The sequence below is a fragment of the Sphingomonas sp. CFBP 13603 genome (assembly GCF_014892665.1).
In the GTDB taxonomy this organism is placed as follows: Bacteria; Pseudomonadota; Alphaproteobacteria; order Sphingomonadales; family Sphingomonadaceae; genus Sphingomonas.
Window position 1 is genome coordinate 21,170 of sequence record NZ_JADBIA010000006.1, and the last position, 25,153, is coordinate 46,322.

Sequence of the window (25,153 nt, forward strand, 5' to 3'; positions counted from 1 at the left end):
GATGAACTCCTCAACGGTGGGATGCGAGAAAACGGTCGGCGGTACGCAGAGACAGCGCCATGATCGTCAGCGCGGGGTTCGCCGCCAGCGCGCTGGGAAAGATGGAATTGTCGCAGATCAGCAGATTGGGAACGTCGAAACTGCGGCCGTTGGGATCGACCACCGCCGCGTCGCCGTCTGTTCCCATGCGGCACGTACCGATCGTATGGGCGGAGCGGTCGACGGCAAAGATGTCACTGGCCCCCGCCGCGGCCCAGATCTCGGTGAGCGTGCGCCGGGCGTGGCGGTCGATCGCGCGTTCGTTGGCCCGATAGCTGAAGTCGATGCGCGCCTTGCGGTGGCCGAAGGCGTCGACCTCGTCGGCCAGCGTCAGGCGATTATCGGGATGCGGCAGGCATTCGCCGTTGATCCCGATCCCCGCCATCCGGTTGTAGCCCCGCAGGACGGCCTGGAGCCGCTCGCCCCACATGCCAGCGCCGCGCGCCAGCCCGGTGGCGAGGGTGACGGGCAGTACGCCAAGACTCTGGATCAGATAGCCACCTGCGCAGCCCGCATCGCCGGGCCGCATCATATCTTCGCTGATGAGTGACGAAGGATAGCCGCGGTTCATTCGCATGTCGGCATTAAATCGACCCCAGACCTGCGTCGCGACATGCGCCATGAAGTTGCGTCCGATCTGGCCGCTCGCATTGGCGATGCCAAGGTTGAGGAGCAGCCGCGGCGTCTCCACCCCGCCGGCGCACAGGAAGACTGCCGCGCAGCGCTGGCGATGATCCTCGTCACCTTGTCGATAGACGACCGCGCTGATCCGGCCGCTGCCGTCGAACTCGAACGACACCACGCGCGCCTCCGCGCGGATCTCGGCACCGTGCGCGACTGCAAGGGGCAGATAGGTGGTATCCATGCTGGTCTTGGCGGCGGTGCGGCAGCCCTGGTGACAGGTACCGCAATTGATGCAGGCCTGCCGCTGTCCCCAATACGGTTGGTCGCGATCGCGCGAGACCAAGGCGGCGGGTGCGTCGGTGGCGGTGATGCCTACCGCCGCACAGCCTCGCGCCATCGCATCGGCCGCAGCGTTGCGGGCGACCGGCGGATATGCGTAGCGGCGCGCGGCGTCCCACGGATAGTCAGGCGGGCCGGATACGCCGGTGAAATGCTCGACCTCAGCGATGTAGCGGATCAGTTCGGCGTGATCGATCGGCCAGTCCGCGCCCTCGCCGGTCAGCGTCTTGAGTTGCAGGTCGCGCGGATCGGGGCGGGGGCAGAAGGCGCCCCAGTGCAATGTTGATCCGCCGACCCCCATGCCCGAATTGTTCGAACCGAACGCAGTCGGCGTCGCCCCGCCGCTCAGCCGTTCCTCCATCCAGTATATGTCGGCCGCGACTTCGTCGGCGACGTGATCGTCGGGCCGGAAAGCGCGGCCCGCCTCCAGCGCCACCACCGACAAACCAGCTTGTGCTAGCCGCGCGGTGAGCGGCGCGCCGCCAGCGCCCGTCCCGATCACCACGGCATCGACGACGTCGGTTCGCGCGTAGCGTTTCGCCCTCACGACAGGCGCTCCCGCGCCTGCTGCCATGCTTCCGGATCGTCAGCGCCGGTGCGGATATAGCCCTGTTTGCGGCGGCCATCGCCACCCACGGCGAAGCCGTCATAGCCGATCGCCGCCATCGTGGCTGGCAGTGACATCCAGACGCGCACTGTCTCGGCGCGCACGTCCTCGAACCACAAGACCATCTGCTCAGGCGAGAGCTGTGTGATGTCGCCGGTGCTGCCGACCTCGCCGCCGTCGACGCGTTCGAGCAACCGGGTTTGCGCATCAGGATGGAGTGCGGCGAAACCGCCCGCCGCCTTTGTCAATGTCGCAAGTCCGCGCCGCCATGCCTCGCGATCGGGTGGCAATGCCGCGAAGCGCCAGCCGTCGCCCGCGCCGTCGGCGATGCCAGCGAGCATACGACCCGCCAGGACGGCCTCGCCGGCGCAATCGGGCAGGATTTGCGCGACCAGCGCGGCGACGGTCCCCTGCTCCTCCGTCGTCCAGACCGAGCTGGACGCCGGCGCGCGCATTCGATCCAGCAGCGTTGCGCGCGTCCTGTGGCTAACGCGATCGGAGTCGAGCAGGGTCGCGAAATGCGCAGGGAGGGCGGCTAACGCGACGTTCGTCGCGTGACCGTCGATCAGCGCGGCGAGCGCCTGCGGCTGTTCGTACGGGATGAGGTGCGCCGCGCCGCGCACGACCTGCATATGCGCGGTGATGTAATGTGGCAGGTTGAGCCGGCGCTGAGCATCTTCGCCAAGATCGCCGTCCTCGGCGCCGGCGAGGATCAGCGCCGGGATTGCGATGCGTCCAGCCTCGGCGCTCCAATCCTCGCGACTGCCACGTTCCAGCCAGCCGAGCCACGCCTCTCGGCTTGACCGTCGGACGTCGTCGATCGCGGTGTCGCGCAGAGGTTTGGCCAGTGTTCTGGCGGTATTGGCGTCGACGAAGGTCGCGGCATTGACGCCTTCGATCTGGCCGTTGGCGAACCAGTCAATCATCTGGTTACGGCGCTCTTCGTCCATCGGTTCGGGTGACGGTGGCGATGCCGCGACTAGTACGACCCCAAGTACGCCTGACAGGCCGATTTCGCCGGCTGCGGCGCGGGCCGCGACGAGCGTAACGATCTTGCCGCCCATGCTGTGACCGACGAGCACGCATGAGGTCAGCGCACGGGAGCGGATCTCGTCCGCCAGCCAGTCCGCCATCACTTCGACATCGCAATGCCCCGCCTCCGCCGCGGCGCCGAATCCTGGCAGGTCTAGCGCTACGCACGCTTGGTTTGGCAGGTGATCAAGAACTTGCTTCCACTCTCCTGCGCTGGCGCCGAGGGCATGAAGAAATACCAACGTCGGTCCGGTCATGCATCCTCGCTAAATCAACTGCATGCCCGACGTTGCAACGGTCAGTCCGTTCCGGTGTAATGCGTATTTCGTTGATTTATCTCACGATAAGGCGGCGACCATGATCGCTTCCCGGCGTCAAACCGACTGAAAGGGTTTTCCGTCAAGCCGCTAGAGCCCAACGAATAACTGATGGGCCTTTTCCTGCTGATCCTCACCGCCGCACCGATCGCTACAATCCAGGTGCTGTATAAGGAGGAACCCGGATTGGCATCTACAGTCCGACGCAGCGTCCCCACTAATCCCGTACCTAAGCTTCCCGCAAAAGCCGTCTGCAGCTCATAGGGAGTAAAACCTAAACTTGGACAGCCTTCCTGCCAAACTATCGCCCAGCTGCGACATTCGAGTTCGCAGGTCAGGCGCCAAAGCGGGCGTTACGCGGAGATGAACCAATGTCTGGAGTTGGGGAGAGGGGAAGGGCGCGCGAATGACCGGATGTGGGTCAGCGTGCGGAGGGTATCGTAGTGTAGTCGAAAGCACGAAGTTGCGGCTGGGCATTGGGTAGCTGACTAACCGCCCGATGCTCAGCGTACCATCGTAGCTGCCTTTCTCAGGTAGGGCATAACGTCGACCGACACGTAGCCTGGCGTCGTGGCCGCGAAGTGTCGCAGCCAGAAACCGTGTCCCGCCCCGTAGACAACTAGGATGCGATCCCCGGGACGCGCCACGTTGATCAGCTTGGCAAAGATCTTCGCGTTGCGCAGGTACCACATCGCATTCAGGTCAGCCCCAGGCTGGTCCTCGCCATTCCCGAAGCGCAGCATCGAGTAATAGAGGTCCTGTCCTGCCATCGGGGTGGAGGGATCATTGTAGCGGATCAGCATCTGGGGAATGCTTGTGGTTGCTTGCTCGGCCTCGAACCGCTGTGCTGATGCCTTTACTGTCGCGAACGCGGCATCGAGATATGCCTGCTCGCCATGCTTCTTAGCATAGGCCTCGACGGTATCGATCGGGAAGTAGCTGGGCTCGCCCTTGCCAGGTTGTTCGTCGATACCCTGGACGCTCTTGAGACCAGCCCTGGCGGCAATGCGGTAGCCGATCTGCGTTCCCTCGTCGCGATCGGTGAGGAGGGTCGCGGGTGAGAAGCTTGCATAGTCGGCTACGTCGTAGGTCGGGCCGGGGCGCTGCGCCTCCACCATGACCCTGGTCGGCTTGAACTCCTCGATGGCCTCCGCCAACACTTCCAGCTCCCGCTGCCGACGAGGCACCGTGACGTCGTCGACGCGCACGTTCACCTTGTCCAGGCCCGGGTTACCGAAATGGTACGTGCCGAGCACCATCACCTGGATCGGTGCCGGCTGCGGAGCGGGCGTTACGGTGGCGGTAACCGCTGCGAGAATTGCTGTCAGCATCATGACCCCAGGCTAGGTGACATGTTTGCATAATACACCTTACAGGACACTGTCCAGCATGTGGTGGTATGATCAGCTCCGCTGGCCCGACCTTATGGGAAGGCTCCGTCCGTCCGGTTGTCGTTCGTGCTGGCGATGAGCACCTGATGTCCATATGCCTCGGGATGAGATCGGGGGAGCAGCAATGATCGACAGGCGCGAGCTTATCATAGGTGGCCTGGCGGTAGGCGTTGCGACGGCCGCTCCTGGAAAGGTGATGCTTAGCGCCAAGCGACAGGCGATCGATGGGATCGAACTGCCAGCCAACTTCAACGGCGTGCTTGCGTACGGCACACAGGGCAAGCTCGAGCACATCCGCTGTGTCGGATTGGCCGATGTCGAGGGCAAGCGACCTGTTACCGCGCACACGCAGTTCAAATGGGGGTCGGGTTCGAAGTGGCTGGCAAGCGCCACTGCGCTTCACCTGGTCGACCGCAACGTGCTGTCACTCGATGCCCCGATCACCATCTACTTGCCGGACTTTCGCCGGGATACGGGTGACCATGTGCTGGTCAGGCATCTGCTGTCGAACACCAGCGGTATCACTGATCTCCTCGTACCGGCCATCAAGGCTGACCGATCGCTGCTCAACTCCACGGCGACACCAGCCGCGATCGTGGCAAAATATGGTGCAGGCGATCTGAAATTCACGCCTGGCGCTGGATGGGATTACGCCGCCCTCAACTGGGTGATTGTCGCCGCAGCGTTGGAACGGCTGACTGGCAAACCCTTGGCCGAGCTCGTCGGGCAGACCGTGCTCCGACCGCTGCGGATGACCGACACCGGCTATGCTCAGGTCGGTCAGCCGGCGATGCCGATGTTGGCCGCGGCGTACAGCAGCGTTGTGCCGCCAGTCCGCAAGATGACAGCTGTTCCCGCATACCTGGCCGGCAGCGGCAACACAGCCAGCACCGCACGGGACGCGATCCGCGCTGCCCATGGCCTATTCCATACCGGGCTTCTCAGCGCCGCATCGAAGCGGGAGCTTACGAAAAGCCAATGGCCGGATCAGGAATATGCTCTGGGAGGGCGCGTTCACCCGATCGGCAACGAGCCATGGGCATGGGAGACGGGCAAGGTCGAGGGATACCGGGCTCACATCGCGCATCGCCTGAGCCGCAGTGAGACCATCGTGGTCTTCAACACGACTGACATGTCGCAATCCCAGATTGCCGGCTGGGTGGAAACTATCGCCACGGCTTGAGCGGATAGCAGCCGTGATCAATCGGAGGCGGCACCTCCGTTTTCTTCGTCAGGGGGCTGGCTCACTAATGAGTGGTGAGCGGCGCCCGCTAACGCCTGCCATGGACATGAACAAACGTCTGGAGTTCGATACTGCCGGAGAGGGTGTGAATGACCGGTTGTGGGTCGATCCCGCCTGCCGCGTCCGACTATCAGGTGCTACAGGCCATAGGGTGCTGGTGGCCGTCGAACGACGTAACCGAACGGCTCGCCGATACCGTCTGAGGTCTTACGTTAATGGAGTAACTACCGCCTTCATTCGGCTGGCAAGTTCGCGTTCGACTTCGCGAGCCATTATGACAAGAAGGGACTGATCAAAGTCCCCCGCCAGCGGCTCACTGTCCGCAACGCATATCGCGCCAAGCGCCAGTCCCGCGGGATCAGTAATAGGCGCGCCAGCATAGAAGCGGACGAATGGATCATTTATAACACTGTCGAACTCTTCGAAACGCGGATCGCTGCGCGCATCGGGGATGACCAGCATCTGCCCGCCCTGCCGAACCGTGACGGCGCAGAAGGCCGTGTTTCGCGGGGTTTCGGTGACACCCAGTCCACGTTCCGCCAACAAAGTTTGCATGCGTTTGTCGATGATTGAGATCGCCGCATACTGCGTCCGATAGTAATCGCGAACGACGTCCACAATGCGCTCAAGCTCCTCGCTGCCGCGCATTGCTAACGCTCCGCTCTGATCTACGGCAAGCTGTCGCTTCTTCTCATTAGAAAAAACGTCCAACCATGAACCGACGTGTGCCCCGTACACATCCATCTCCACACATTACCGTCGCACAGATATAGAATGGTTTCATAAAGCACGTGCAAGGAAATTATCATGTGCTAGAAACGTAAATGCATAATTATAGCGTAATTACAGGGTGGAGCTTACGCCAAACATGCTTTATAGACGGTTGTTATTGGCCATATTGGTTATTTAGCGATATGTTAACTGACGGTCCCGTCATAGTTGGTACGACGAGACCTTTATAAGGTTGTCGTCGGGATCACGCACATAGACCGAACATATCGGCCCCCGCGCGCCCTTTTTGATGCCGGGGCCGGTTTCGATCGCAATGCCGAGGTTGCGGAAGTGGCCAGCGACTTCGGCGGGGGGCGTATCGGTCAGGAAGCAAAGATCATCGCTGCCGAGGTCGGCGTACGCGCGGTAAACCACGCCTCCTGCGAGGCGGATATCGGGCGAAGGTTGATCTTGTTGGGGCCAAATATCATGCTCATGCGAATTGGACCGTCATCCGAGGATGAAACATGCCGCTCCATGTCGAGCGCCTTCTCGTACCACTCCGCTGAAGCATCCACGTCGCGCACGTTGAACACGACGTGATCGATCGCCTTCACTTTCATCGACTGCCCTCTCGGTCGCTGCGTCGGGGTGAAGCGGTTGATGTACGATCCGACCTCTGGGTGGTGGTCTTCATCATGTCCGCCACCTTCAATGCCAACGCCTGCATGGTGAACGGCTTCGTCAACAGCTCCATGCCAGGTTCGAGATGACCATTACCGACCGCGGCTTTCTCTGCGTATCCTGTGATGAAGAGCACTTTCAGCCCCGGTCGCAGGGTCCGTGCCGCGTCGGCGACCTGTCGTCCGTTCATACCGTTCGGCAAGCCGACATCGGTAATCAGCAGCTCTATCTTGGCACCGGACTGAAGGACCTTGATCCCGGACGCGCCGTCCGCGGCACCTATGACCGTGTAACCGATCTCGTCGAGGACCTCGTCGATGAGATGGCGGATGCTTGCTTCATCATCGACGACCAGAATGGTTTCGCCGCTTGCGGATGCCGCTGCCGCCAGAGCCTCTTCCTCTTCGGGAAGTAGGGCCTCCCCCATGTAGCGTGGCAGATAGACACAGATCGTCGTTCCTTCGCCCACCTCTGAGTAGATGCGGACCTGTCCGTTCGACTGACGGGCAAAGCCATAGATCATCGACAGACCAAGGCCGGTTCCCTGGCCGATCGGCTTTGTCGTGTAGAAAGGCTCGAACGCCCTTTCGATCGTCTCGGGTGTCATACCTGTCCCCGTGTCGGTCACGCAGATCGAGAGGTACTGGCCAGCGGGAAGGTCCCGCTCGCGCGCAGCATGGTCATCAAGCCATTTGTTGCCAGTTTCGATCGTCAGCCGGCCTCCATCCGGCATCGCATCACGGGCGTTGATGCACAGGTTCAGTATGGCGCTTTCGAGCTGCGTGGCGTCGATCATGGCGGTCCACAAACCAGCGGCTCCGATAACCTCGATGTTGTTTGTAGGGCCGACCGTTCGGCGTAGCAGATCCTCCATACCGACGATCAAACGGTTTACGTCAGTGGCCTTGGGATCGAGCGTCTGACGGCGGGAGAAGGCAAGCAGCCTCTGGGTGAGCGATGCCGCACGTCGGCCGGCCCCTTGCGCCGCGAGGATGAAACGTTCCGCGTCGTCGAGCCTGCCCCGTGCAAGGCGTAGCTGGAGCAATTCCAGATTGCCCATCATACCGGTCAGCAGATTGTTGAAATCGTGCGCCAGCCCACCGGTGAGCTGGCCAACCGCTTCCATTTTTTGTGCTTGCCGAAGCTGGTCCTCGGCGACCGTAAGCGCTTTTGCGGCAGCGCGTTCTTCGGTGGAGTCGCGGCCTACCGCGATAATCTTTTCATCCCCCGGCCCAGCGGCCCAGACGATATCACGATAGCTGCCATTCTTGTGTCGGTAGCGGTTCTCGAACCGGGCATAGGTCTGCCCGCTCGCGATGCCGGAGGCGCCGGTGATCGTGTGATCGAGATCCTCTGGATGAATGAGGGAAAATAGCGAGACACCGATCAACTCGGCTTCCGACCATCCGAGAATACGCGTCCATGCAGGATTTACGGCTTCGATATCGCCGTCGAAGCTCGCTACCAGCATCAAATCGGACGAAAGCTGCCAGAGCCGGTTTCGATCAGCTGTCCGTTCGGCGACCTGTTGTTCCAGGGTGGCGTTCCACCGCTCAAGATCCTGCCGGGCCTTCTGGCGCTCTGTCTCATCACGAGCGATTTTGATGAAGCCCTGGTCATGGCCCTGAACGTCCGCGATGAGTGGATGCATCGATCCGCTTAGGAAAACAGGATGGCCATTTTTCTTTATATGCCAGCGTTCATCGGTAGCGGAGCCGTCCCGCGCGGCGCCAGCAAGCTCGCGAACATCGGCACCGCTAGCACGATCCTCATCGGTGAAGATCATTGAGATTGATTGTCCAACGGCTTCGTCGCCAGACCAGCCAAGCACGGCAGTCGCACCGGCTGACCAAGAGGTAATGATACCGCCAGTATCAACGGTCACGATCACATGATCCTTGGCGCCTTCGATAACGAGGCGAAGGCGTTCTTCACTTTGGCGTAGGGCAGCATCGCCAAGGACACGATCAGTCGTTTCGTTGGTGAGGATGAAGAGGCCGGCGACCTCGCCCTCTGCATCAAGGATGCGTGAATAGGAGAAGGTAAACCACGTATCCGCGGGCCCTCGGTCGGTCGCGAGCTTCCATGGCAGGTCCGTAAAGCGTTGGCTCTTGCCCTCGAAGGCATCGTCGATGATCGGCTTAGCCTGCGTCCAGGCGTCCGCCCACACATCCCTGAAAGGCGCCCCCATCGACCACGGAAGCCTAGGCCCGAGAAGCGGGAAATAGGTCTCGTTGAAAAAGAAGGTCAGCTCTTCGCGACCCCAGGCCAAAATCATAGATTCTGGTGAGTTGAGCACTGTACTTAGGGTCGACTTCAGAATGTCGGGCCAGCCCTCGGGAGGACCCAGAGGGTGGTTCGACCAGTCGCGATCAACGATGAGACGACTGGCTTCGCCGCCCCCCGCAAGAAACTGCAGCCCTGCTGGGAGGGAGGCGGGGGTACGAAACACGTCAGAAATCATGTCGATCCAGTGGATGGCGCCGGCGCTAGCAGGTCAAACCTACAGGCTGTGCCTACGATCCGGCAAGTCGGCGAAAAGCTTTAGGCAAACCCCTACTGCTGAGCAGGCCGATGCTACTGCGTATGGAGACGCCAGATTGGGACGCCGCAGGCGTCCCTGATCAATATGGTACCCCGATTGCCTTGGCCTGGGAACGCGATCCAAACCAGACGGTTACGATTAGATGCACCGACTAATCTATATCAGCAAATCGTTGATCGGGACCGATCGCAGCGATCTTGACGCGATTGTGAAAACCTCAGCCGTTCGCAACGCCTGCGCCGGCATCACCGGGGTGTTGTGGTTCGACAAGAATAACTTCGCACAAGTTCTCGAGGGTGATCGAGCAGCAATTATCGAAACTATGGACCGGATTAACGCCGATGAGCGCCACACGGATATCGAGATCATTTGCGACCGCGAAATAAAGCAGCCAATGTTCGGGAACTGGTCGATGACGCTTCCACGCGAAACCCCGGAGGGCATCGAGGCCACAGCTTTTCTGATCGGCTTTGCACAGAACGAACAAAGCGCCTCAGCAAGGAAGCTGTACGAGATCGCCATCGTCGCCGACGATCTTGGGTGATCAGCGATCGGTACCGCGCCTCTGAAAACAAGTTCTTAGTGCCGTGTGCCTTCCTGATTGTTCATCCCGACCGGGACGCAGGTTCCGCAGGAAAACTTGGTTTCGGACTACAGCACAGGCCGAACTCGATTGACGCATTGTCCAAGGCGCTGCGGGAGGTTTGATGCCTAGGATCGTGACGTGTTCTCGGCCCACCAGACGTCCGCGCGGCGACTGAAACAGGTCCCTTCCACGACCTTAAGACTTCGCTCGTTAGCGCCGGAAGGTCAGCCTGACCGACAAGCCGCTGTCATCCCAGTCGTAGGCAATGATCCCGCGACGGGCGCGCACGATCCGTTCCATCAATCGCAAGCCCAGTCCGCCGGTCCGATCACGCGCTAGGACCGGCTGGTTAGAACGCTCGACCCATAGGATCGTCAAGCTTTCGAGCTCTTCAACTGCGCTCACATGCACATTCCCGCCATGATGCAAGGCGCCGTGCTTGGCGCTGTTTACCGCCAGTTCGCCTATTACCAACGCAATGGCGTTCGCTTGGCCCTGGTCGACGATGGATGAGGAAAGCCGCTCGATCGTCACAGGACACGCCGGTTGATCGAATGGCGTCACAAGTGCGGGTATGAGGCGATCCAACTCCAGCGGCACCTCATCAGAAACAAATAGCGCCTGCGCGGTACTGAGCGCACCCATTCGCTCGGCCATCTCGTGCGCGAAGGCTTCGTTGTCCGCATTGCCCTTGGCGAACCCGATCAACAGGCTGCCGATCATGGAATAGGTATTCTTCAACCGATGTTTCATCTCAGCTGCCGCGATCTCGAGTGCCTCGCGCGCGGTCTCCGTCTCGGTGATATCGCGAGACACAGAGAGGTAGCCGGCGTGGTCGCCGGCATTGTCCGTCACCGGTGAGACAGTTACGTCCCACCACCTAGGCGATCCCTTTGCGGTCGGGCAAAATGCCCTGAACCGTACGGTTTGCCCGGTCGCTGCCTGCGGATACGATCCGATTATCGCCTGTCGCGCTTCGTCCGGCCACAGATCTGCCCATGGCTGACCTTCGACGGCGCAAAAATCGTCGATCTCCATCGCGCAAATGCCGTTGCCGTTCATGTACCGGATGTTGCCGTCGAGACCGATCAGCTTCACGCAATCCACGCTCTGATCGAGGACCGATGCGAGCGCGACGGACGAAAGACCGCTGACAGCGTGTGGCGCGACAATGAGTGCTTCGTTTTTCAAACCATGAACCCGACAAGAGCCCCGTGTGGTCAAGCTGACCGCCGCATCCGTCCATCTCGGCGAACGACTTCTTCTAACGTAATCCGATAGTTCGCGCCAATGCCTTGCCAAAACTGGTGAGCCGTCCCCGCTCTACCTGTGGTCCGTCGGCGATCCAGCGTCCCGCCTCGCCAATTGCTCTTGCACCAGTTTAACGAGCTGATCCGTCGCATACGGCTTGGGCAAAAACTTGCCGGAATCTGGAACTTCGGCCGAGTCCAAGCGAACCCCACCAGAGGTGACGATGATCTCGATGTGCGGCCAGCGCTTTGTCACCTCCTCTGCCAGATCAAGTCCGTCGAGATCACCCGGCATGTTGATGTCGGTAAAAATCAGGGCGATCTTCGACGAACGCTCCAGTATCTCCAACGCCTCGCGTGCGTCACCGGCTTCGATGATGGAGAACCCCCGGTCCTCCAGAGCATCAGCGGCGATCATCCGGATGAACATCTCGTCTTCGACGATGAGAAGCGGTTGCTGCGGGGTGTCGGTCATTGAGGTCTAACGCATCAGCGCGATAACCGCTTATCGCGCCTTAAATTTCTTTGATATTCGGCGACTTCGCTTCGCCACGTCGGTAACCTGTCACTAGCGATCGTTTAAGCTATAACGATTTCAATTGCCCCTGCTTTCTGGGAAAGGCGGCATATGTTCAAAGTCGCCTATCGCCACCCACCTTTTTAAAAGCGGAAGGTCCGCTCTCCGATCCCATCACGACATTTGCGAGCGGATAGCTGGGCGTCAAAATCGGTCATTCGCGAAGATGAACCAGCGTCCGAATTTAGGAAGCGAGGGAAGGGGCGTAAGCGTCCGGATGTGGGTCTGACGGAAGCCGTAGGGCAGGGCGTGTTCGCCCACTTGCGATCATTCCGATTGAACCGATAAGTTAGTGAAATGACATTGCATCCTGATGTTGCTCGGCTTGCTGAAACACTCGAGGCAATGACGACATTGCTGAAGCTGCACGGTGACAACAGATGGGCCGAGCAGGTCGAGCGATGTAGATCTAGTATCGCACAATCCGACTATCACGGGGTCGACCGATTTTTGTGTCTTTACGGTGGAATGGGATCGCTAAACGACGTGATTCTGCAATCCGGTGGAGTTACCCCGGCAGAAGACAACGAGCGGTTTGACGCGCTTCGAACTGATGCTTGGAAACAGGCGAATGCACTGGCGCGATAGGCAGTTCGCGGTAACGGCCGCTAACCTCTCCATCACGACCTTCGCGAGCGGATAGCCAGCCTTCAAAATCGGTCATTCGCAAAGATGAACCAGCGTCCGAAGTTGGGAAGCGAGGGAAGTGGCGTGAGCGTCAGACTATGGGTCATTGCGCAGTTTTTAGAGATCGGAGCGGGACTGGGGGGGGGGCTCGACCGGTAACAGGACCGCTATCGCCGGGGTATCTCCAACCGCTTTCCACGCGTCGGCCGAGGTATTCTGGCATATCAAAACGAGTAGGAGAATGGTTCATTCTGAGTCCTATCTCGGCTCTCACAGCCGCAGCGACAAATGTCATTAACTATCTGCAACCTTAAGTTTCAATCCCGAACCAAACATCGGTCTTGTAAATTTATGAACTTCGAATGTAACATAATTTAAGACAGTAGGCGGGGCGTAAATGACTACAGGATCAGCCAAGCGAGCCAACGGCAGATCTTGTCCACGGCCCGCCATATGGGGCGCGGCATTCACCGGTGTCGTTCTGCTATCCACGGCCGCCACGGCACAGGTTTCATCGCCCGCCGATCAGGAACAGGCCCGCATCCGCGCGCAGCAGCAGGCCGCGGAACGGGCGGCGCGGGAGGCGGCGCCGGTCGCAACGATCGACCGCGCCGCACCCGCGCCGCTAGGGCCTTTTCCGGTGGAGGCCGGCTGCTTCACGGTGCGCGACATCGTCGTCGAGAATGCTGGACGCGCAAAGCTGCGGTGGGTGCCGGGGTTCGTCGCGCAGTATCGCGGGCGGTGCGTCGGGACCGCTGGTCTCGACTACATCATTCGTAGTTTCCAGGGCGCGTTCATCGACCATGGTCTGGTGACGACGCGCGCGGGCCTGCCGGAACAGGATCTGGCCAGCGGCACGCTGCGCATCGTCGTGGTGCCAGGCGTCGTCGAGGATATCCGGGTCAACAAGACAGGCAGAACCAAGGCATGGGGCCGTGCGACGCCGGTCGGACGCGGCGACCTACTCGATCTGCGTGCGCTCGAACAGGGGCTGGAGCAGATGCGCAGCGTTCCCGGTCGAGCCGTCGCGGTCGACATCGTGCCGGGGGATGCGCCGGGCCAGTCGATTCTCGACGTCACGGTAGATCAGGCGCGGCCGATCGCCGGATCGCTGTCGATCAACAACTTCGCCGGCGAGCGGGTCGGTCGCTATCAGGGCTCGGCGCAGATTGCCGAACTCGGGCAGCTGGGCTTTTCGGAGGTCATCAGCGCCTATTACAACCGCCGGACGGATTCGCCGGGCGTGCCCGCCGACAGCCGCGGTGTCGGCGGCTCGATCTCCGTGCCGGCCGGCTGGTGGACGTTCAACGCGAGCGGCTCCGCCAATCGCTACAGCCAGACCGTCAACGGTGAAGTCAGCAGCTTCGGGACACGTGGCACGCTCGACCGGGTCGCGATCGGTGCCGAACGTGTCTTCTACCGCGATCAGACGACCAAGGACTCGATCAGCGTCGGGCTGGCCCGGCGATGGGGTCGCAACTTCATCAACGACGTCGAGATCGGCATCCAGCGGCAGGATCTCACCGATCTCGAAGTGCGGCTGATCGACCGGCGCACGTTCGGCGCTGCGCGCTTCGACGGGTCGGTGGGCGTCCGGTTCGGTCTCGGGATCCTCGGGGCGCAGAAGCAGCCGGACGATCGGCCCGATGCGCTGCCGAGCGCACGCTACCGGATCGTCAGCGCCGACTTCGGACTGTTCGTGCCCTTGGGGCAGGGCTTCATCGACGGGTACCGTGCCGAGTTTCACGGACAGGTCAGCGACCGGAATCTGTTCGGCTCGGACCTCATCCAGATCGGCGGCCCCTACACGATCCGTGGCCTGGATACCGACACGGCGGAACTGGGGCGTGACGGCTTCTACCTCCGCCAGGAGCTGGGAGCCAAGATCACCGATGGGTTCCGTCCATATGTGCTGTTCGACATGGGCGAGGTCCGCAAAGGGACCGGCGCACGCGGCGGCGCCGGCCTCGGGCTGAGGGCGCGGCGTGGGCCGTTCTTCGTCGACGTCTTCGGGGCGCGTCCGGTGTTCGGGCGCCAGATCCCCAATCGCAACCGCGTTCGGTTCGGCCTTTCCGCCGGTGTAGGATTTTGAGCATGACCAAGCTGACCTTCGCCGTGCTGCGTCGCCGGATGCGTTCGGCCAGCGCGCTGTCTCCGCTCGGCGGCGGCGCGGGGCTCGCGGCGCTGTTGCTGGTCGCGACGGTGCCGGCACGGGGCCAGGACGGCGGTGCGCCCAATCCCGTCGTCCCGGTCCCCGGTGGCGCGACGCATCTCGATTACGGCGCGAACGGCGTGCCAGTGGTCAAGATCGCAACGCCGGACGCAAGCGGGACCAGCTACAACCGCTACCAAGCGTTCAACGTCGATGCGCGCGGCGTGGTGCTCAACAACAGCGACAAGATCGTCCAGAGCCGGCTCGCCGGCTATATCGACGGCAACGCGCAGCTGAAGGCATCGGGCGGGGCGTCGCTGATCGTCAACGAGGTGGTGGCCGCCAATCCGTCTAGCCTGCGCGGCTATATCGAGGTCGCCGGCAAGACCGCCGATCTGGTACTCGCCAATCCCTACGGCATCGCGTGCAATGGTTGTGGCTTCGTCAACGCGCCGCGCGTGACGCTGGCGGCGGCACAACCCCTGGTCGACGGCGCCGGCGCGCTCAGCGGATTCCGGACGGCGACCGGCACTATCGACGTGTCCGGCAGCGGGCTCGATGCGACGAACGCGCGGCTCGACCTCTTCGCGCGCGCCGTCTCGATCAACGCCGGCCTATATGCGGATACCGTGACCGCCAGCCTGGGCGCTGGCGACATCACCCGCGACGGCGACATCGTGGTGGTCGGGCAGCGCACGGCAGCGCAGCCGAATCAGCCTGCCTTCGCGCTCGACGTGGCGGCGCTCGGCGGGATGTATGCGCGGTCGATCAAGCTGATCGGCACCGAACGCGGGCTCGGCGTCAATGTCGCCGGCGATCTCGCGGGGCTCGAACAGGGCGTGACGCTGTCGTTCGACGGCAAGATATCGGTCCCCGGCGCGATCACGGCGAAGACGGCGGTCGCGATCGAGACCGCCGGTGCGCTCGACGTCGCCGGTCAGATCTACGGCGAAGGCACGACGACGCTGAAAGGCGCGAGCCTGGCGGGCAACGGCCTGATCGGCAGTGGTGGCGACCTCACGATCACGACCGGCGCGCTGAGCAGCGGTGGCACGCTCGCCGCCGGGCTGACCCGCGACGGACGCGTCACGCAAGCTGGGACCTTGCGCCTCGACGTCGGCGGCACGGCGGCGCTGACGGGACGGGTTCTGGCGCGCGACGCCGTGTCGCTGACGGCCGGCAGCATCGTCAACCATGGGCTCGCGAGCGGCGGGACGCTAACGCTGCGCACCGCGACGCTCGACAATAGCGGCGGCACGATCGACGCGCGGACTGCGCTCGACGCGCAGGCTGGCGCGGTCGCCAACATCGGCGGCGTGGTCCAGTCGGGTGGGGCGCTGACGCTTGACGGGAGCAGTCTGGCCAACGAGCGTGGCGCGGTTCTGGCGCTAGCCGACGGCGCGCTGACGCTAGGCTTCACCGGTGCGGTGGGCGGCAGCGGTGGGCAGATCGGCGGCAACGGCGACGTGTCGGTCAAGGCTGGTTCGCTCGGCATCGACGGCGTGGCCGGCAGCCTCACAGCGAGCAAGGCGCTCGCTCTGATCGTCGGTGGCGATCTCGCGATCATCGGTAAGGGTTTAATCGCGGGCGGCGGTGCGACGACGACCAATGTCGGCGGCGTACTCAGCGTTATCGAAGGCGGCTTGCAGGGCGGCGGTGCACTGACCGTGCGCGCAGGCTCGGTCACGATCGGCAGCGGTGGCCAGATCAGCGGCGGGAGCGTGACCGCCGACACGCTCGGTGCGATGACGAACGCCGGCCTCGTCGCGAGCGCGGGCCGCGTAAACCTGACCGCGGCAACGCTAGCGAACACCGGCACGATTTCAGGCAGTGCCGGTACGAGTTTGAAGGCTGCCGGCCTATTGGCGCAGGACGGTCTGGTTGCGTCCGACGGCGCCATCGACATAAGCGCAGGAGCCTTCACCTCGCGTGGCGGCACCGTCGAAGCGGGTGGTGCGCTCGGCGTCACGGCCGGATCGATGGCGCTCGATCGCTCCAGCCTGACCGCGCTCGGATCGGGCACGCTTACGCTGGCAAGCCGGGACGCCTTGACCGCAGTGGGGTCGCGCATCGGCAGCAACGGCAATGTGGCGATCGGCGCCACGAAGCTGGCGTTCACCGACAGCCGGGTCACCGCGCTCGGCGCGCTCGCGCTCGATGCGACGGCGGGCGATCTGGCGTTCGGCAGCGGCGCGACGATCGAGAATGGCGGCGACCTGACGCTGACCGCGACGGGCACGTTGAGCCACGCCGCCGACATCGTCGGCCGCGGACGAAATCTCACGCTGCGCGCTGCGACGATCGACAACCGCGGCGGCGCGATCCTGCATCTAGGCACCGGCACGCTCGCGCTCTCGGGAACCGGCGCGATCGACAATGGCGGCGGTCGGATCGCGACTAACGGCGCGCTCTCGCTGATCGCCGGCACGTTTGCCAACACCGGTGGAACGCTGACGTCGGCGGGCGGCGCCGGTCTGACGATCGGCAGCGATCTGGCCAATGAGAATGGCCTGATCGCGACAGGCAGCGGCCTCACGCTTCGGGCCGGTGCGACCCGCAACGCCGGAGGGTCGATCGAGGCCGCCGGCCCGCTGGATGCGCGTCTCACCGCGCTTGACGGCGGCACGCTGGTCGCGACCGGTCCGGCGGGAGCGCTGACGCTCGACGTCCGAGATGCGATCAGCGGCTCGGTCCTGGTCGGCGCCGCTACCGACGCCACCGTCACCGCGAGTTCGCTCGACCTTGCCGGCCGCTCTCGCCTGACTGCAGGCGGAACGCTGACGGTCGGCGCGCGAAACGGGGACATCGTGCTGGCTGGGGGCACGCTCGACGCGGCGAAACTCACGCTGAACGCCGCGCGCTCGATCGTCACGGGCGATGGCGGGCTGACCCAGTCGACTGGGGCCACGGCGATCGTGGCGGACTCGCTGACCACGACCGGCGGCCGCATCGTGGCAGGCGGCAGGCTCGACGTGACCGCGAGCGCTCTCGACAATCGCAACGGCGTGCTGGCGTCGGGCGTCGATGGCGCGACCTTTACCGCCGATAGGCTGACCAACGATCGCGGCACGCTCGGCGGCGACGGGTCGGTCGCCGTGACGGCCAAGAGCGTGGACAATGGCGCCGGCACGCTCGCTGCGGGCGGCGATCTGACTTTGTCGACCGCAAGCCTGGTCAACGCCACCGGCGGGCAGATCTGGGCGGACCGCGACGCGACTGTGACCGCCACGGGGACGCTCGCCAACCGCGGGAGCATCGCCGCGGCACGCGACCTGACAGTGAAGGTCGGCACGCTAGAAAGCGGCAGCGGGACCGGCGCGGGCACGTTGGCGGGCGGACGGCTGCTCGACGTCACGTCGGGCGGCGGCACGTTCGGGCGGCTGGTCGCACCCACCGCGCTGACGCTGGGCATCGCGGGTGACATGACCAACGCGGCCGGCGAGACGATCGCGACGCCGGGCGCGCTGACGCTCAACATCGGCGGCAGCTTCGCCAACGCGGGCACGGTCCAGGGCGGCACCGCAGTCGGGATCACCACGGGCGGTTCGATCGCCAACCAGGGAAGCGGCACGATCGTCGCGCCGACGCTGACGCTGACGGCCGGCAAGACGCTGGAGAACCAGGGGCTGGTCAACGGCGGTGCCGTGACCATGGGCGCCGCACAGATCGCCAACGGCGGCGCGATCTTCGGCGACAGCGTCGCGCTGTCCGGTACTGGCGGCATCGTCAACGCTGGCGAGAACGCGGTGATCGCGACACGCGGCGGACTGCTGTCCCTGTCGAGTGGCGGCGACATCGTCAACCGCGACGGCGCGCTGCTCTACAGTCTCGGCAATCTGGTCGTCACCGGCGTCGGCGGCACTGGTCGAGCAAGCTCGCTGCAGAACCTGTCCTCGGACATTCAGGCGCAGGGCAGCATCGCGATCGCCGCCACCCGCCTGCTCAACGACCGCAGCGTGTTCACGACCGAGGAGGCGCTGCTCTCCACGCGCCACGTGGAGGACGAGGATCGGCGCGACCGCGAGCACCGCACGGTCACCGAGTTCGACGAGACGGTCAAGGACACGCGCGTCACGGCGGACAGCGGTGCGGCTCGCATCATCGGCGGGAACATCGGCATCGACGCCGCCAGCGTCGTCAACCACCTTTCCACGATAAGCGCATCGGGCAATCTGAGCGTCGGCGCCGCGACGGTGACAAACACGGCCTTCACCGGCTACAACACCACGACGCAGATCGGCACGATCAAGGACGAGAAGCGCAACTGCTTCCTGTTCTTCTGCGGCGACTGGGACACGCGATCGACGACCCCGTTCACGAGCGTCGACGCGCTCCCGACCTTCACCATTCCCTCGACCATCACAGCGGCCGGCACGCTGACGATCGACGCGGTGAGCATCGACAATCTCGTCCTGGTTCCGGGTGGCGGCACCGCCGACATCTTCGCCGCGAGCGCGCGTCCCGGTGCCGTCACGGCCGGTGGCGCCGTCGCCGTCGTGACCACGGGCGCGGTAGTCGCACCGGGCGGCGCGCCTGGCGTGATCGCCGGCACCGCGATCGATCCGACCTTCGGCTTCGCGGTGAAACCGCCGACCGATCGCGCGAGCGGCGGTGCGGGCAGCGCGACGCTCGATCTGGGCGGACTGTTCCAGTTCGCCAGCTCGAGTTCGCAGGTGCTGGTCCAGGCGGACCCCCGGTTCAACAATTACGACACCTTCCTGTCGAGCGACTATTTCCTCGACAAGCTCGGTTATGATCCGTCGCGCGTGCAGCGCCGTCTCGGCGACGGGCTTTACGAGCAGCAGCTGATCGCCAATCAGCTCGTTGCGCTGGTCGGCGCGCAGCGACTGGTTGGCTATGGCGACAACCAGGGTCAGTATCGCGCGCTGCTCGATGCAGGCGCGACCTTCGCAAAGACGTACAATCTGGCGCTCGGCGTCTCGCTGTCGCCGACGCAAATGGCGACGCTGACCAGCGACATCGTGCTGCTCGTGGAAACCACGGTGCAGACCCCGTCGGGACCGCAGACGGTGCTTGCACCGCGCGTCTACCTGACCAAGGCGGCCGCGGGTGATCTGACCAGCGGCGGCGCGATCATCGCCGGGCGCGATATCCAGCTGCGCGCATCGGACTCGCTGACCAACGCGGGCGTCATCCGGGCAAGCGCTAGTGGCACGCTGGTCGGCGGCACGATCGTCAACAGCGGTCGCCTCGATCTAGGCAACCGCGGTATCGTCTCCGCGACCGGCGACCTGATCGATCGGGGCGGTTCGATCACCGGCGGCGAACTGACACTCGCCGCGGGCCGCGATCTGACGCTGGCACCGGTCGCGACGACGCGCACCGTCGCGACGCGCTACTATGCCGGACGTTCGGATCAGCAGGTCTCGCTGACGACCACCACGACCAATCGCGGCAGCGACATCGCGGCGACCGGGAACCTCGACCTGTTGGCGGGGCGAACGCTGTCCGTCACCGGCGCGAGCGCGGCGGCAGGCGGCAATCTGGTCGCCTCGGCGGGTCAGAACGTCGCGATCGGCAGCGCGACCGACAGCGGCACCGCGTTCGCGATCGGTCGCGAGGGCAAGACACAGTTCAAGCAGACCCAAACCGACCGCGGCAACGTCCTGTCGGACCTGAGTGCGGGCGGCAACGTCACGCTGGCGACGCCCGGCGCGCTGACGGTGAACGGCGGCACGATCACGGCCGGCCGCGCGCTTACGGTGGACGCAGGCAGCATCGGCGTGACCGGTGTCGTCGACGGCACGCAGCTTCAGCGCGACACGCTGAAAAAGTCGGGCGGTTTCCTGTCCTCGACCAAGACCACCACGGTCTATAATGGCACCGATCAGAGCGTCGTCGCCTCGACGCTGTCTGGCGACACGGTCGCGCTGCGCAGCACCGGCGACACGCGGATCGCTGGATCGAACGTCGTCGCCAACAACGGCGTATCCATCGCCGCGGGCGGCGCTATCGACGTCGGCACGCTGACCGCGACCGACACCGAGCAACAGTCGACGCGCGTCAAGAAGAGCGGGCTGTCGATTGGCAGCGGCGGGCTGTTCCTGGGCGTCGCAAAGAACCGCAACGACGTGGACACGACCAGCATCACGAACACTGGCTCGCTGATCGGATCGACCGCGGGCGACGTGACGATCGATGCCGGTCGCGCGCTGACCGTGACCGGCAGCCAGGTTACCGGCACCGGTCTCACCCGGCTCACCGGCGAGAGCGTCGCGATCCGCAACGCGACCGACTTGACGACCACCGACACGCTGAGCAAGTCGTCGAGCATCGGGGTCAGCGTCGGCGCGCAGAGCCCCGTGCTCAGCGGGCTGCAGGGCGTGCGCGATTCCGGGCGCATCCTCGGCAACGCCAACGCGAACGCGCGGACCAGCGCGGTGGCTGGACTCGCTGGCGGACTGGCAGCCTACAACGCCGCGGATGCGCTCAAGGGCGGCGTCACCAATCTAGCCGCGATCGGCGTCAGCTTTGGCGTGTCGAGCAGCAAGGCGACCTCGAACACGCGCTACGAGACCAACGTCGCCAGCCGGATCGCCGGCAACGACGTGGCGATCGCGGCACGCGGCGCCGGCGCAGCCTCGACGATCGCGGTGCAGGGCAGCGAGGTCACCGCGTCGCGCGACTTGTCGCTGACCGCGTCGGGTGCGATCACTCTCACGTCCGGCACCGAGACCGACACGCTGACGCAGGCGAACAAATCCTCCGGTCTATCGGTCGGCGTGCAGATCGGCCTGTCGGGCGGCGTCACCCCTAACGCGTCGTTCAATGCGGGCAAGGGAAGCGCGAGCGGCACCGACCTGCGCCACGTCGAGAGCGTCCTCAGCGCCGGCAACGCGGTCTCGATCGCTACCCCTGACGCGCTTACGCTGCGCGGCGCGCAGGTGATCGGCAACCGCGTCGACGTAAACGCGGGTTCGCTCGCGATCGTCAGCGAACAGGACCGCGCGACCTATGCCGAGCGTCAGCGCAGCCTGGGGCTGTCCGTCAGTCCCGGTACCGTCGCCGGCAACCTGACCTCTAACCGTCAGACCGGCGACTTCGCCAGCGTGCGCGAGCAGTCGGGCATCTATGCCGGGCAAGGTGGCTACGGAATCACCGTGGCGGGGAACACCAACCTCGTCGGCGGCGTGATCGCGAGCGACGCGGCAGCGGCACAGAATCGACTGACGACGGGGACGCTGACCGCCGCCGATCTCGCGAACCGCGAACAGTACAAGGCGAGTTCGCTGACCATTGGTGGCGGCATTGGCGGCGTCGGCAAGAACGCGAAAGGCGAGCCTAGCGCGTCAGGCACCCCGGGAAGCACGCTCCCCGGCATTCGTACGGGCATAGGCACGATCAGTGCCAGCCCACCGGTCGCGCTAGGTGCGTCGGGCAGGCAGGCCAGCACCACCTATTCGGCGATATCGCCGGGCACCGTCGACATAACGTCGGGCGATACCGCCAGCCGCATCGTGGCAGCGACGATCGGGCGTGACACGACCGGCGCCAATGCCGGCGCACTGACGCCGCAATACGACGCGAACAAACGCGAGCAGATTTCTCTTGGCTTCGCCGCGGCCACCCAGCTGGCAAACCAGACCGGCACCTTCTTCGCCAATCGGGCGCGGGATGAAGCCGCTTTGCGCAAGCAGGCGGAAAGCGGCATCGGCAGGGATGGCGGCGCTCTGAGTCCCGACCAGCGGGCTGGGCTTCTCGCGGATGCAGATCGACTGAAGTCGTCCTACGGTGCCGGCAGCGCGGCCCGCATCATAGCGACAGCGCTGAACGGTGCTGCCGGGAGCAACGTGACCGGGTCGTTCAACAGCCTCGTCCAGGCCAGTGCCGTGAACGTGCTGCAGAGCTTGGCCGTCAGCCAGGTCAAGACTCTTGCCGATGGACTGGGCGCGCGCAACGCAGATGGGAGCTATCGCACGAACATAGACGGCAGCGTCGTGCAAACCCCGCAGAGCGAGACGTTGCGTGGTGCGCTGCAGGCGCTCGCCGGCTGCGGGGGGGCGATTGCCGGCGGGTCGGGCGGATGCGGCAGTGCCGCGGTCGGGGCATCGGCCAGCGTGGCGCTCAATCTTCTGCTCAATGGCATCGACGACGACGATCCGCGAGACAAGGCTCTGCGCTACGATGCCAACGGCAAGGCGATCAACCAGTCAACACTGGAACAGCAGGAGGCGCGCAGCAGCCTGGTCGGAACGGTAGTTGCCGCTATCGCGGAAGGGGCAGGCCTTGATGCGGCCCGGTCGCTTACCGCTGCACAGATCGAAACCGAGAACAATCAGCTCAGCGTTTCGGGACGCATCAATCGGGCGAGTCTCGTCGCGAACCCGACGCCGGCACAACTTGCGACGATCGCACGAAATTGGGGCGGCTATTTCGCGAGCCCGGATGGATCGCTCGTCTTGAAAGCCGCGGGCGGCGATCAGGCTCTTGCAAAGACCTGCTTGGCCAGCGCCGGCTCTGCCGCGTGCGGCGCCGTCCAGCTTCGACTGGATGGGCTGCGCGCAAACTATGCCAGCGACACCATAGCGACGTTGGCCGGTGCCGATCTCGACCAGCAGCGCGCGTTGGGGCAACTCGGCTACGGGCAGTTGACGGAACTGGGTGAGTACAAGGCGGCGATCGAGGCGCTGTCACCGGAGTCCAAGGCAGCACTGATAGCTTCGCTGCGAAACCGCAGTTCCGACGATGTCGGTGCCAACCTGCTTGCGTTCCTCGTCGAACCGGGAACCGCGGTCAACGTCGCCGCCAATCTGGCTCTGCTCGAACAGAGCGGGCTCGGTCGGACCGTCGCCGCGGTTTCAGCATTCGACAAGGCTCTCGAAGCAGGCTTCGTCGATCAGGGCAAGGACACCGTAGTCAGCTTGGCGAAGCTGCTCGGCAACACGGTCCGTTTCGGTGCCGACACGTCCAACGTCGGTGACGCCGGCGACGTGCTTCGCGCCGTATACCGCGATCAGTTCGGAGGCGAACTGCCAGCCTCCGTCGCAGCGCTGGTTCCATCCCGTCTGCGGGGCGATCAGAGCGCAGCCTATCTGAGTGACATGAGTTCCGCCTTGGCAACATATGCCAGCACTCGCGCCCAGGATCCTGCAAAGTTTGCTCAAGACGTTCGCTACGTCGTAAACAAGTACCGCGACGAGCTTGGAACGGCTTATGCGAAGGCAGAAGCCGACGGCACGCTTCCTGAGTTCTACGGGCAGATCGCGGGCCGCGTCGCATTCGAAATGGCGACGATCATCCTGCCGACGAAATTGGCCAAGGCTGGTTATGCCGGCGACGCACTAGCCACCACTGTCCACGGCGTCGACGAGGTGATTGATGCGCGTAGGGTCATCGACACGGGCGGCGGGCTGGGCGGCCAAGGCCCGTACAATCCACAGCAGGTTCAAGCCGAGCTGGAAGCGGTCTATGGCGCGGAAAGCGTTCGAGCAATGACGCTACCGGAATCGGCTTCGCGGTATCCCGCTCTTGCCGGCACTTCCAAAACGCTGAACGACGGGACGCGCGTTGCATTCGATAACCGGGGTTTTCCGATATTCGACGACTTCGCGGCCTATGAGACTCGGATCACCATGACCCCTGGTAACCGACCCATGGATCTACGAGCCGCCACTAGAGATTTGCGGGACGCGATAAATCAAGGAAAAGTGTCAAGCAGCTTGTTCCAGCCTAACCAGCTGAAAGCAATACAGGCTGGGGAACCCAGCATTCCGGATTGGACGTGGCACCATCATCAGGATACCGGCCGCATGCAACTGGTCCCGCGAGACATTCATAGCCGGGTCGATCATATTGGAGCTGTTTCGTTGCGAAAGGCGGACAAGTGAAAGTAGTATTTGGTGATTCATTAGATCTAGGCATAGCGCTCGCTGCTCTCATTAACGAGACCGTCAGTAAGGATGAAATAGGCAAGTGGGCGGTGCGCGTGATCGACGACATGGACGACCCTCCCGAGTATATATATACGATGTTGGATCTCGAAGGATATCACGGCCGCGGACTGCGTTACGACATTGGATTCGCACCGACCACCGGATTGGAATCGGAGGATGAATTTCAATATCTTAGAGAAGTGGCGGTTCGTCGAGGTTTTCAGGATAGATCATTTCTCGGTGGTAAGAAATTAACGAATCTCAGTTCGGAGCGTAAGCAATTTATCGATGGATTGCTTTATGAGAACTTTAAATTTATTGTCGACGATCTGCCGCCACTGTAGGCGTGGTCATCTTACCATTCAGAAGCCGGCCTCTGACATTACCCGCCAGACTTTTCGACATAACGGTTAGGCAGTGACGAAGAATCCGCCGGCGCCTTCCCGGTCCCCAACCGCTGAGTAATTTAATGTGTCGCGAACGATCGGCGCCGTCGTTCTGAGAAAACGACAACAACATTAGAAGAAGCGAAGCCG

General features: G+C 63.5%; 15 protein-coding genes. 6 read left to right on the plus strand and 9 right to left on the minus strand.

Going from position 1 to position 25,153, the window contains the following annotated elements:
* Positions 1–10 precede the first annotated feature (10 nt).
* The 3 genes from IFR23_RS11105 to IFR23_RS11115 form a co-directional block, all read right to left on the minus strand.
* On the minus strand, positions 11–1,549 hold the full coding sequence (locus IFR23_RS11105; RefSeq protein WP_342344936.1) for a GMC family oxidoreductase: 1,539 nt from the start codon (positions 1,547–1,549) through the stop codon (positions 11–13).
* On the minus strand, positions 1,546–2,898 hold the full coding sequence (locus tag IFR23_RS11110) for an alpha/beta hydrolase (RefSeq protein ID WP_192975966.1): 1,353 nt from the start codon (positions 2,896–2,898) through the stop codon (positions 1,546–1,548). Before IFR23_RS11110 ends, IFR23_RS11105 begins: the two co-directional genes overlap by 4 nt.
* A gap of 563 nt (positions 2,899–3,461) precedes the next feature.
* Complete coding sequence (locus tag IFR23_RS11115; protein ID WP_192975967.1) at positions 3,462–4,292, minus strand: DUF5694 domain-containing protein; 831 nt, start codon at positions 4,290–4,292, stop codon at positions 3,462–3,464.
* A 181-nt stretch (positions 4,293–4,473) separates the two neighbouring features.
* On the opposite strand from IFR23_RS11115, the gene IFR23_RS11120 reads away from it, so the two are divergent.
* Entirely contained in the window at positions 4,474–5,532 is a 1,059-nt protein-coding gene (locus IFR23_RS11120) for a serine hydrolase domain-containing protein (protein WP_192975968.1), read from the plus strand.
* A gap of 267 nt (positions 5,533–5,799) precedes the next feature.
* Here IFR23_RS11120 and IFR23_RS11125 read toward each other — a convergent pair whose 3' ends face one another.
* From IFR23_RS11125 to IFR23_RS11135, 4 genes are all read right to left on the minus strand, one after another.
* Positions 5,800–6,240 carry a GAF domain-containing protein gene (locus IFR23_RS11125; protein ID WP_192975969.1) on the minus strand — a complete coding sequence of 147 codons (441 nt, stop codon included), beginning with the start codon at positions 6,238–6,240 and terminating at the stop codon, positions 5,800–5,802.
* Between the two features lie 285 nt (positions 6,241–6,525).
* Positions 6,526–6,738, minus strand: coding sequence for a hypothetical protein (locus IFR23_RS20200; protein ID WP_235517088.1), 213 nt, complete (start codon positions 6,736–6,738; stop codon positions 6,526–6,528).
* A complete protein-coding gene (locus IFR23_RS20205; protein ID WP_235517089.1) occupies positions 6,687–6,926 on the minus strand; it encodes a VOC family protein in 240 nt (79 codons plus the stop codon). Before IFR23_RS20205 ends, IFR23_RS20200 begins: the two co-directional genes overlap by 52 nt.
* Positions 6,923–9,451, minus strand: a complete 2,529-nt coding sequence (locus IFR23_RS11135; RefSeq protein WP_192975970.1) for a PAS domain S-box protein — start codon at positions 9,449–9,451, stop codon at positions 6,923–6,925. The genes IFR23_RS20205 and IFR23_RS11135 overlap by 4 nt, the downstream gene beginning before the upstream one ends.
* 223 nt (positions 9,452–9,674) lie before the next feature.
* Between IFR23_RS11135 and IFR23_RS11140 the strand changes: the two genes are divergently transcribed.
* Complete coding sequence (locus IFR23_RS11140; protein ID WP_056420887.1) at positions 9,675–10,076, plus strand: BLUF domain-containing protein; 402 nt, start codon at positions 9,675–9,677, stop codon at positions 10,074–10,076.
* Between the two features lie 252 nt (positions 10,077–10,328).
* On the opposite strand, the gene IFR23_RS11145 is transcribed toward IFR23_RS11140, so the two are convergent.
* Together IFR23_RS11145 and IFR23_RS11150 are read right to left on the minus strand one after the other, a co-directional pair.
* Positions 10,329–11,309 carry a PAS domain-containing protein gene (locus tag IFR23_RS11145; protein ID WP_192975971.1) on the minus strand — a complete coding sequence of 327 codons (981 nt, stop codon included), beginning with the start codon at positions 11,307–11,309 and terminating at the stop codon, positions 10,329–10,331.
* Positions 11,310–11,441: 132 nt separating this feature from the next.
* The gene (locus IFR23_RS11150) at positions 11,442–11,843 is read right to left on the minus strand and encodes a response regulator (protein ID WP_192975972.1); all 402 of its coding nucleotides are present in this window, start codon (positions 11,841–11,843) and stop codon (positions 11,442–11,444) included.
* 447 nt (positions 11,844–12,290) lie between these two features.
* Here IFR23_RS11150 and IFR23_RS20615 point away from each other — a divergent pair, with 447 nt between their 5' ends.
* The 4 genes from IFR23_RS20615 (at position 12,291) to IFR23_RS11165 (ending at position 24,961) form a co-directional block, all read left to right on the plus strand.
* Positions 12,291–12,533 carry a DUF6966 domain-containing protein gene (locus tag IFR23_RS20615; protein ID WP_435368562.1) on the plus strand — a complete coding sequence of 81 codons (243 nt, stop codon included), beginning with the start codon at positions 12,291–12,293 and terminating at the stop codon, positions 12,531–12,533.
* A gap of 436 nt (positions 12,534–12,969) precedes the next feature.
* Positions 12,970–14,664 carry a ShlB/FhaC/HecB family hemolysin secretion/activation protein gene (locus IFR23_RS11155; RefSeq protein WP_192975973.1) on the plus strand — a complete coding sequence of 565 codons (1,695 nt, stop codon included), beginning with the start codon at positions 12,970–12,972 and terminating at the stop codon, positions 14,662–14,664.
* Positions 14,665–14,666: 2 nt separating this feature from the next.
* Positions 14,667–24,572 carry a two-partner secretion domain-containing protein gene (locus IFR23_RS11160; RefSeq protein WP_192975974.1) on the plus strand — a complete coding sequence of 3,302 codons (9,906 nt, stop codon included), beginning with the start codon at positions 14,667–14,669 and terminating at the stop codon, positions 24,570–24,572.
* Entirely contained in the window at positions 24,569–24,961 is a 393-nt protein-coding gene (locus IFR23_RS11165) for a hypothetical protein (RefSeq protein WP_192975975.1), read from the plus strand. The genes IFR23_RS11160 and IFR23_RS11165 overlap by 4 nt, the downstream gene beginning before the upstream one ends.
* Positions 24,962–25,153 lie beyond the last annotated feature (192 nt).

Coding starts and splice junctions, on each gene's coding strand:
- IFR23_RS11110 (WP_192975966.1), bottom strand. CDS start 2,898: ATGACCGGACCGACGTTGGTATTTCTTCATGCCCTCGGCGCCAGCGCA.
- IFR23_RS11115 (WP_192975967.1), bottom strand. CDS start 4,292: ATGATGCTGACAGCAATTCTCGCAGCGGTTACCGCCACCGTAACGCCC.
- IFR23_RS11120 (WP_192975968.1), top strand. CDS start 4,474: ATGATCGACAGGCGCGAGCTTATCATAGGTGGCCTGGCGGTAGGCGTT.
- IFR23_RS11125 (WP_192975969.1), bottom strand. CDS start 6,240: ATGCGCGGCAGCGAGGAGCTTGAGCGCATTGTGGACGTCGTTCGCGAT.
- IFR23_RS20205 (WP_235517089.1), bottom strand. CDS start 6,926: ATGAAAGTGAAGGCGATCGATCACGTCGTGTTCAACGTGCGCGACGTG.
- IFR23_RS11135 (WP_192975970.1), bottom strand. CDS start 9,451: ATGATTTCTGACGTGTTTCGTACCCCCGCCTCCCTCCCAGCAGGGCTG.
- IFR23_RS11140 (WP_056420887.1), top strand. CDS start 9,675: ATGCACCGACTAATCTATATCAGCAAATCGTTGATCGGGACCGATCGC.
- IFR23_RS11150 (WP_192975972.1), bottom strand. CDS start 11,843: ATGACCGACACCCCGCAGCAACCGCTTCTCATCGTCGAAGACGAGATG.
- IFR23_RS20615 (WP_435368562.1), top strand. CDS start 12,291: ATGACGACATTGCTGAAGCTGCACGGTGACAACAGATGGGCCGAGCAG.
- IFR23_RS11155 (WP_192975973.1), top strand. CDS start 12,970: ATGACTACAGGATCAGCCAAGCGAGCCAACGGCAGATCTTGTCCACGG.
- IFR23_RS11160 (WP_192975974.1), top strand. CDS start 14,667: ATGACCAAGCTGACCTTCGCCGTGCTGCGTCGCCGGATGCGTTCGGCC.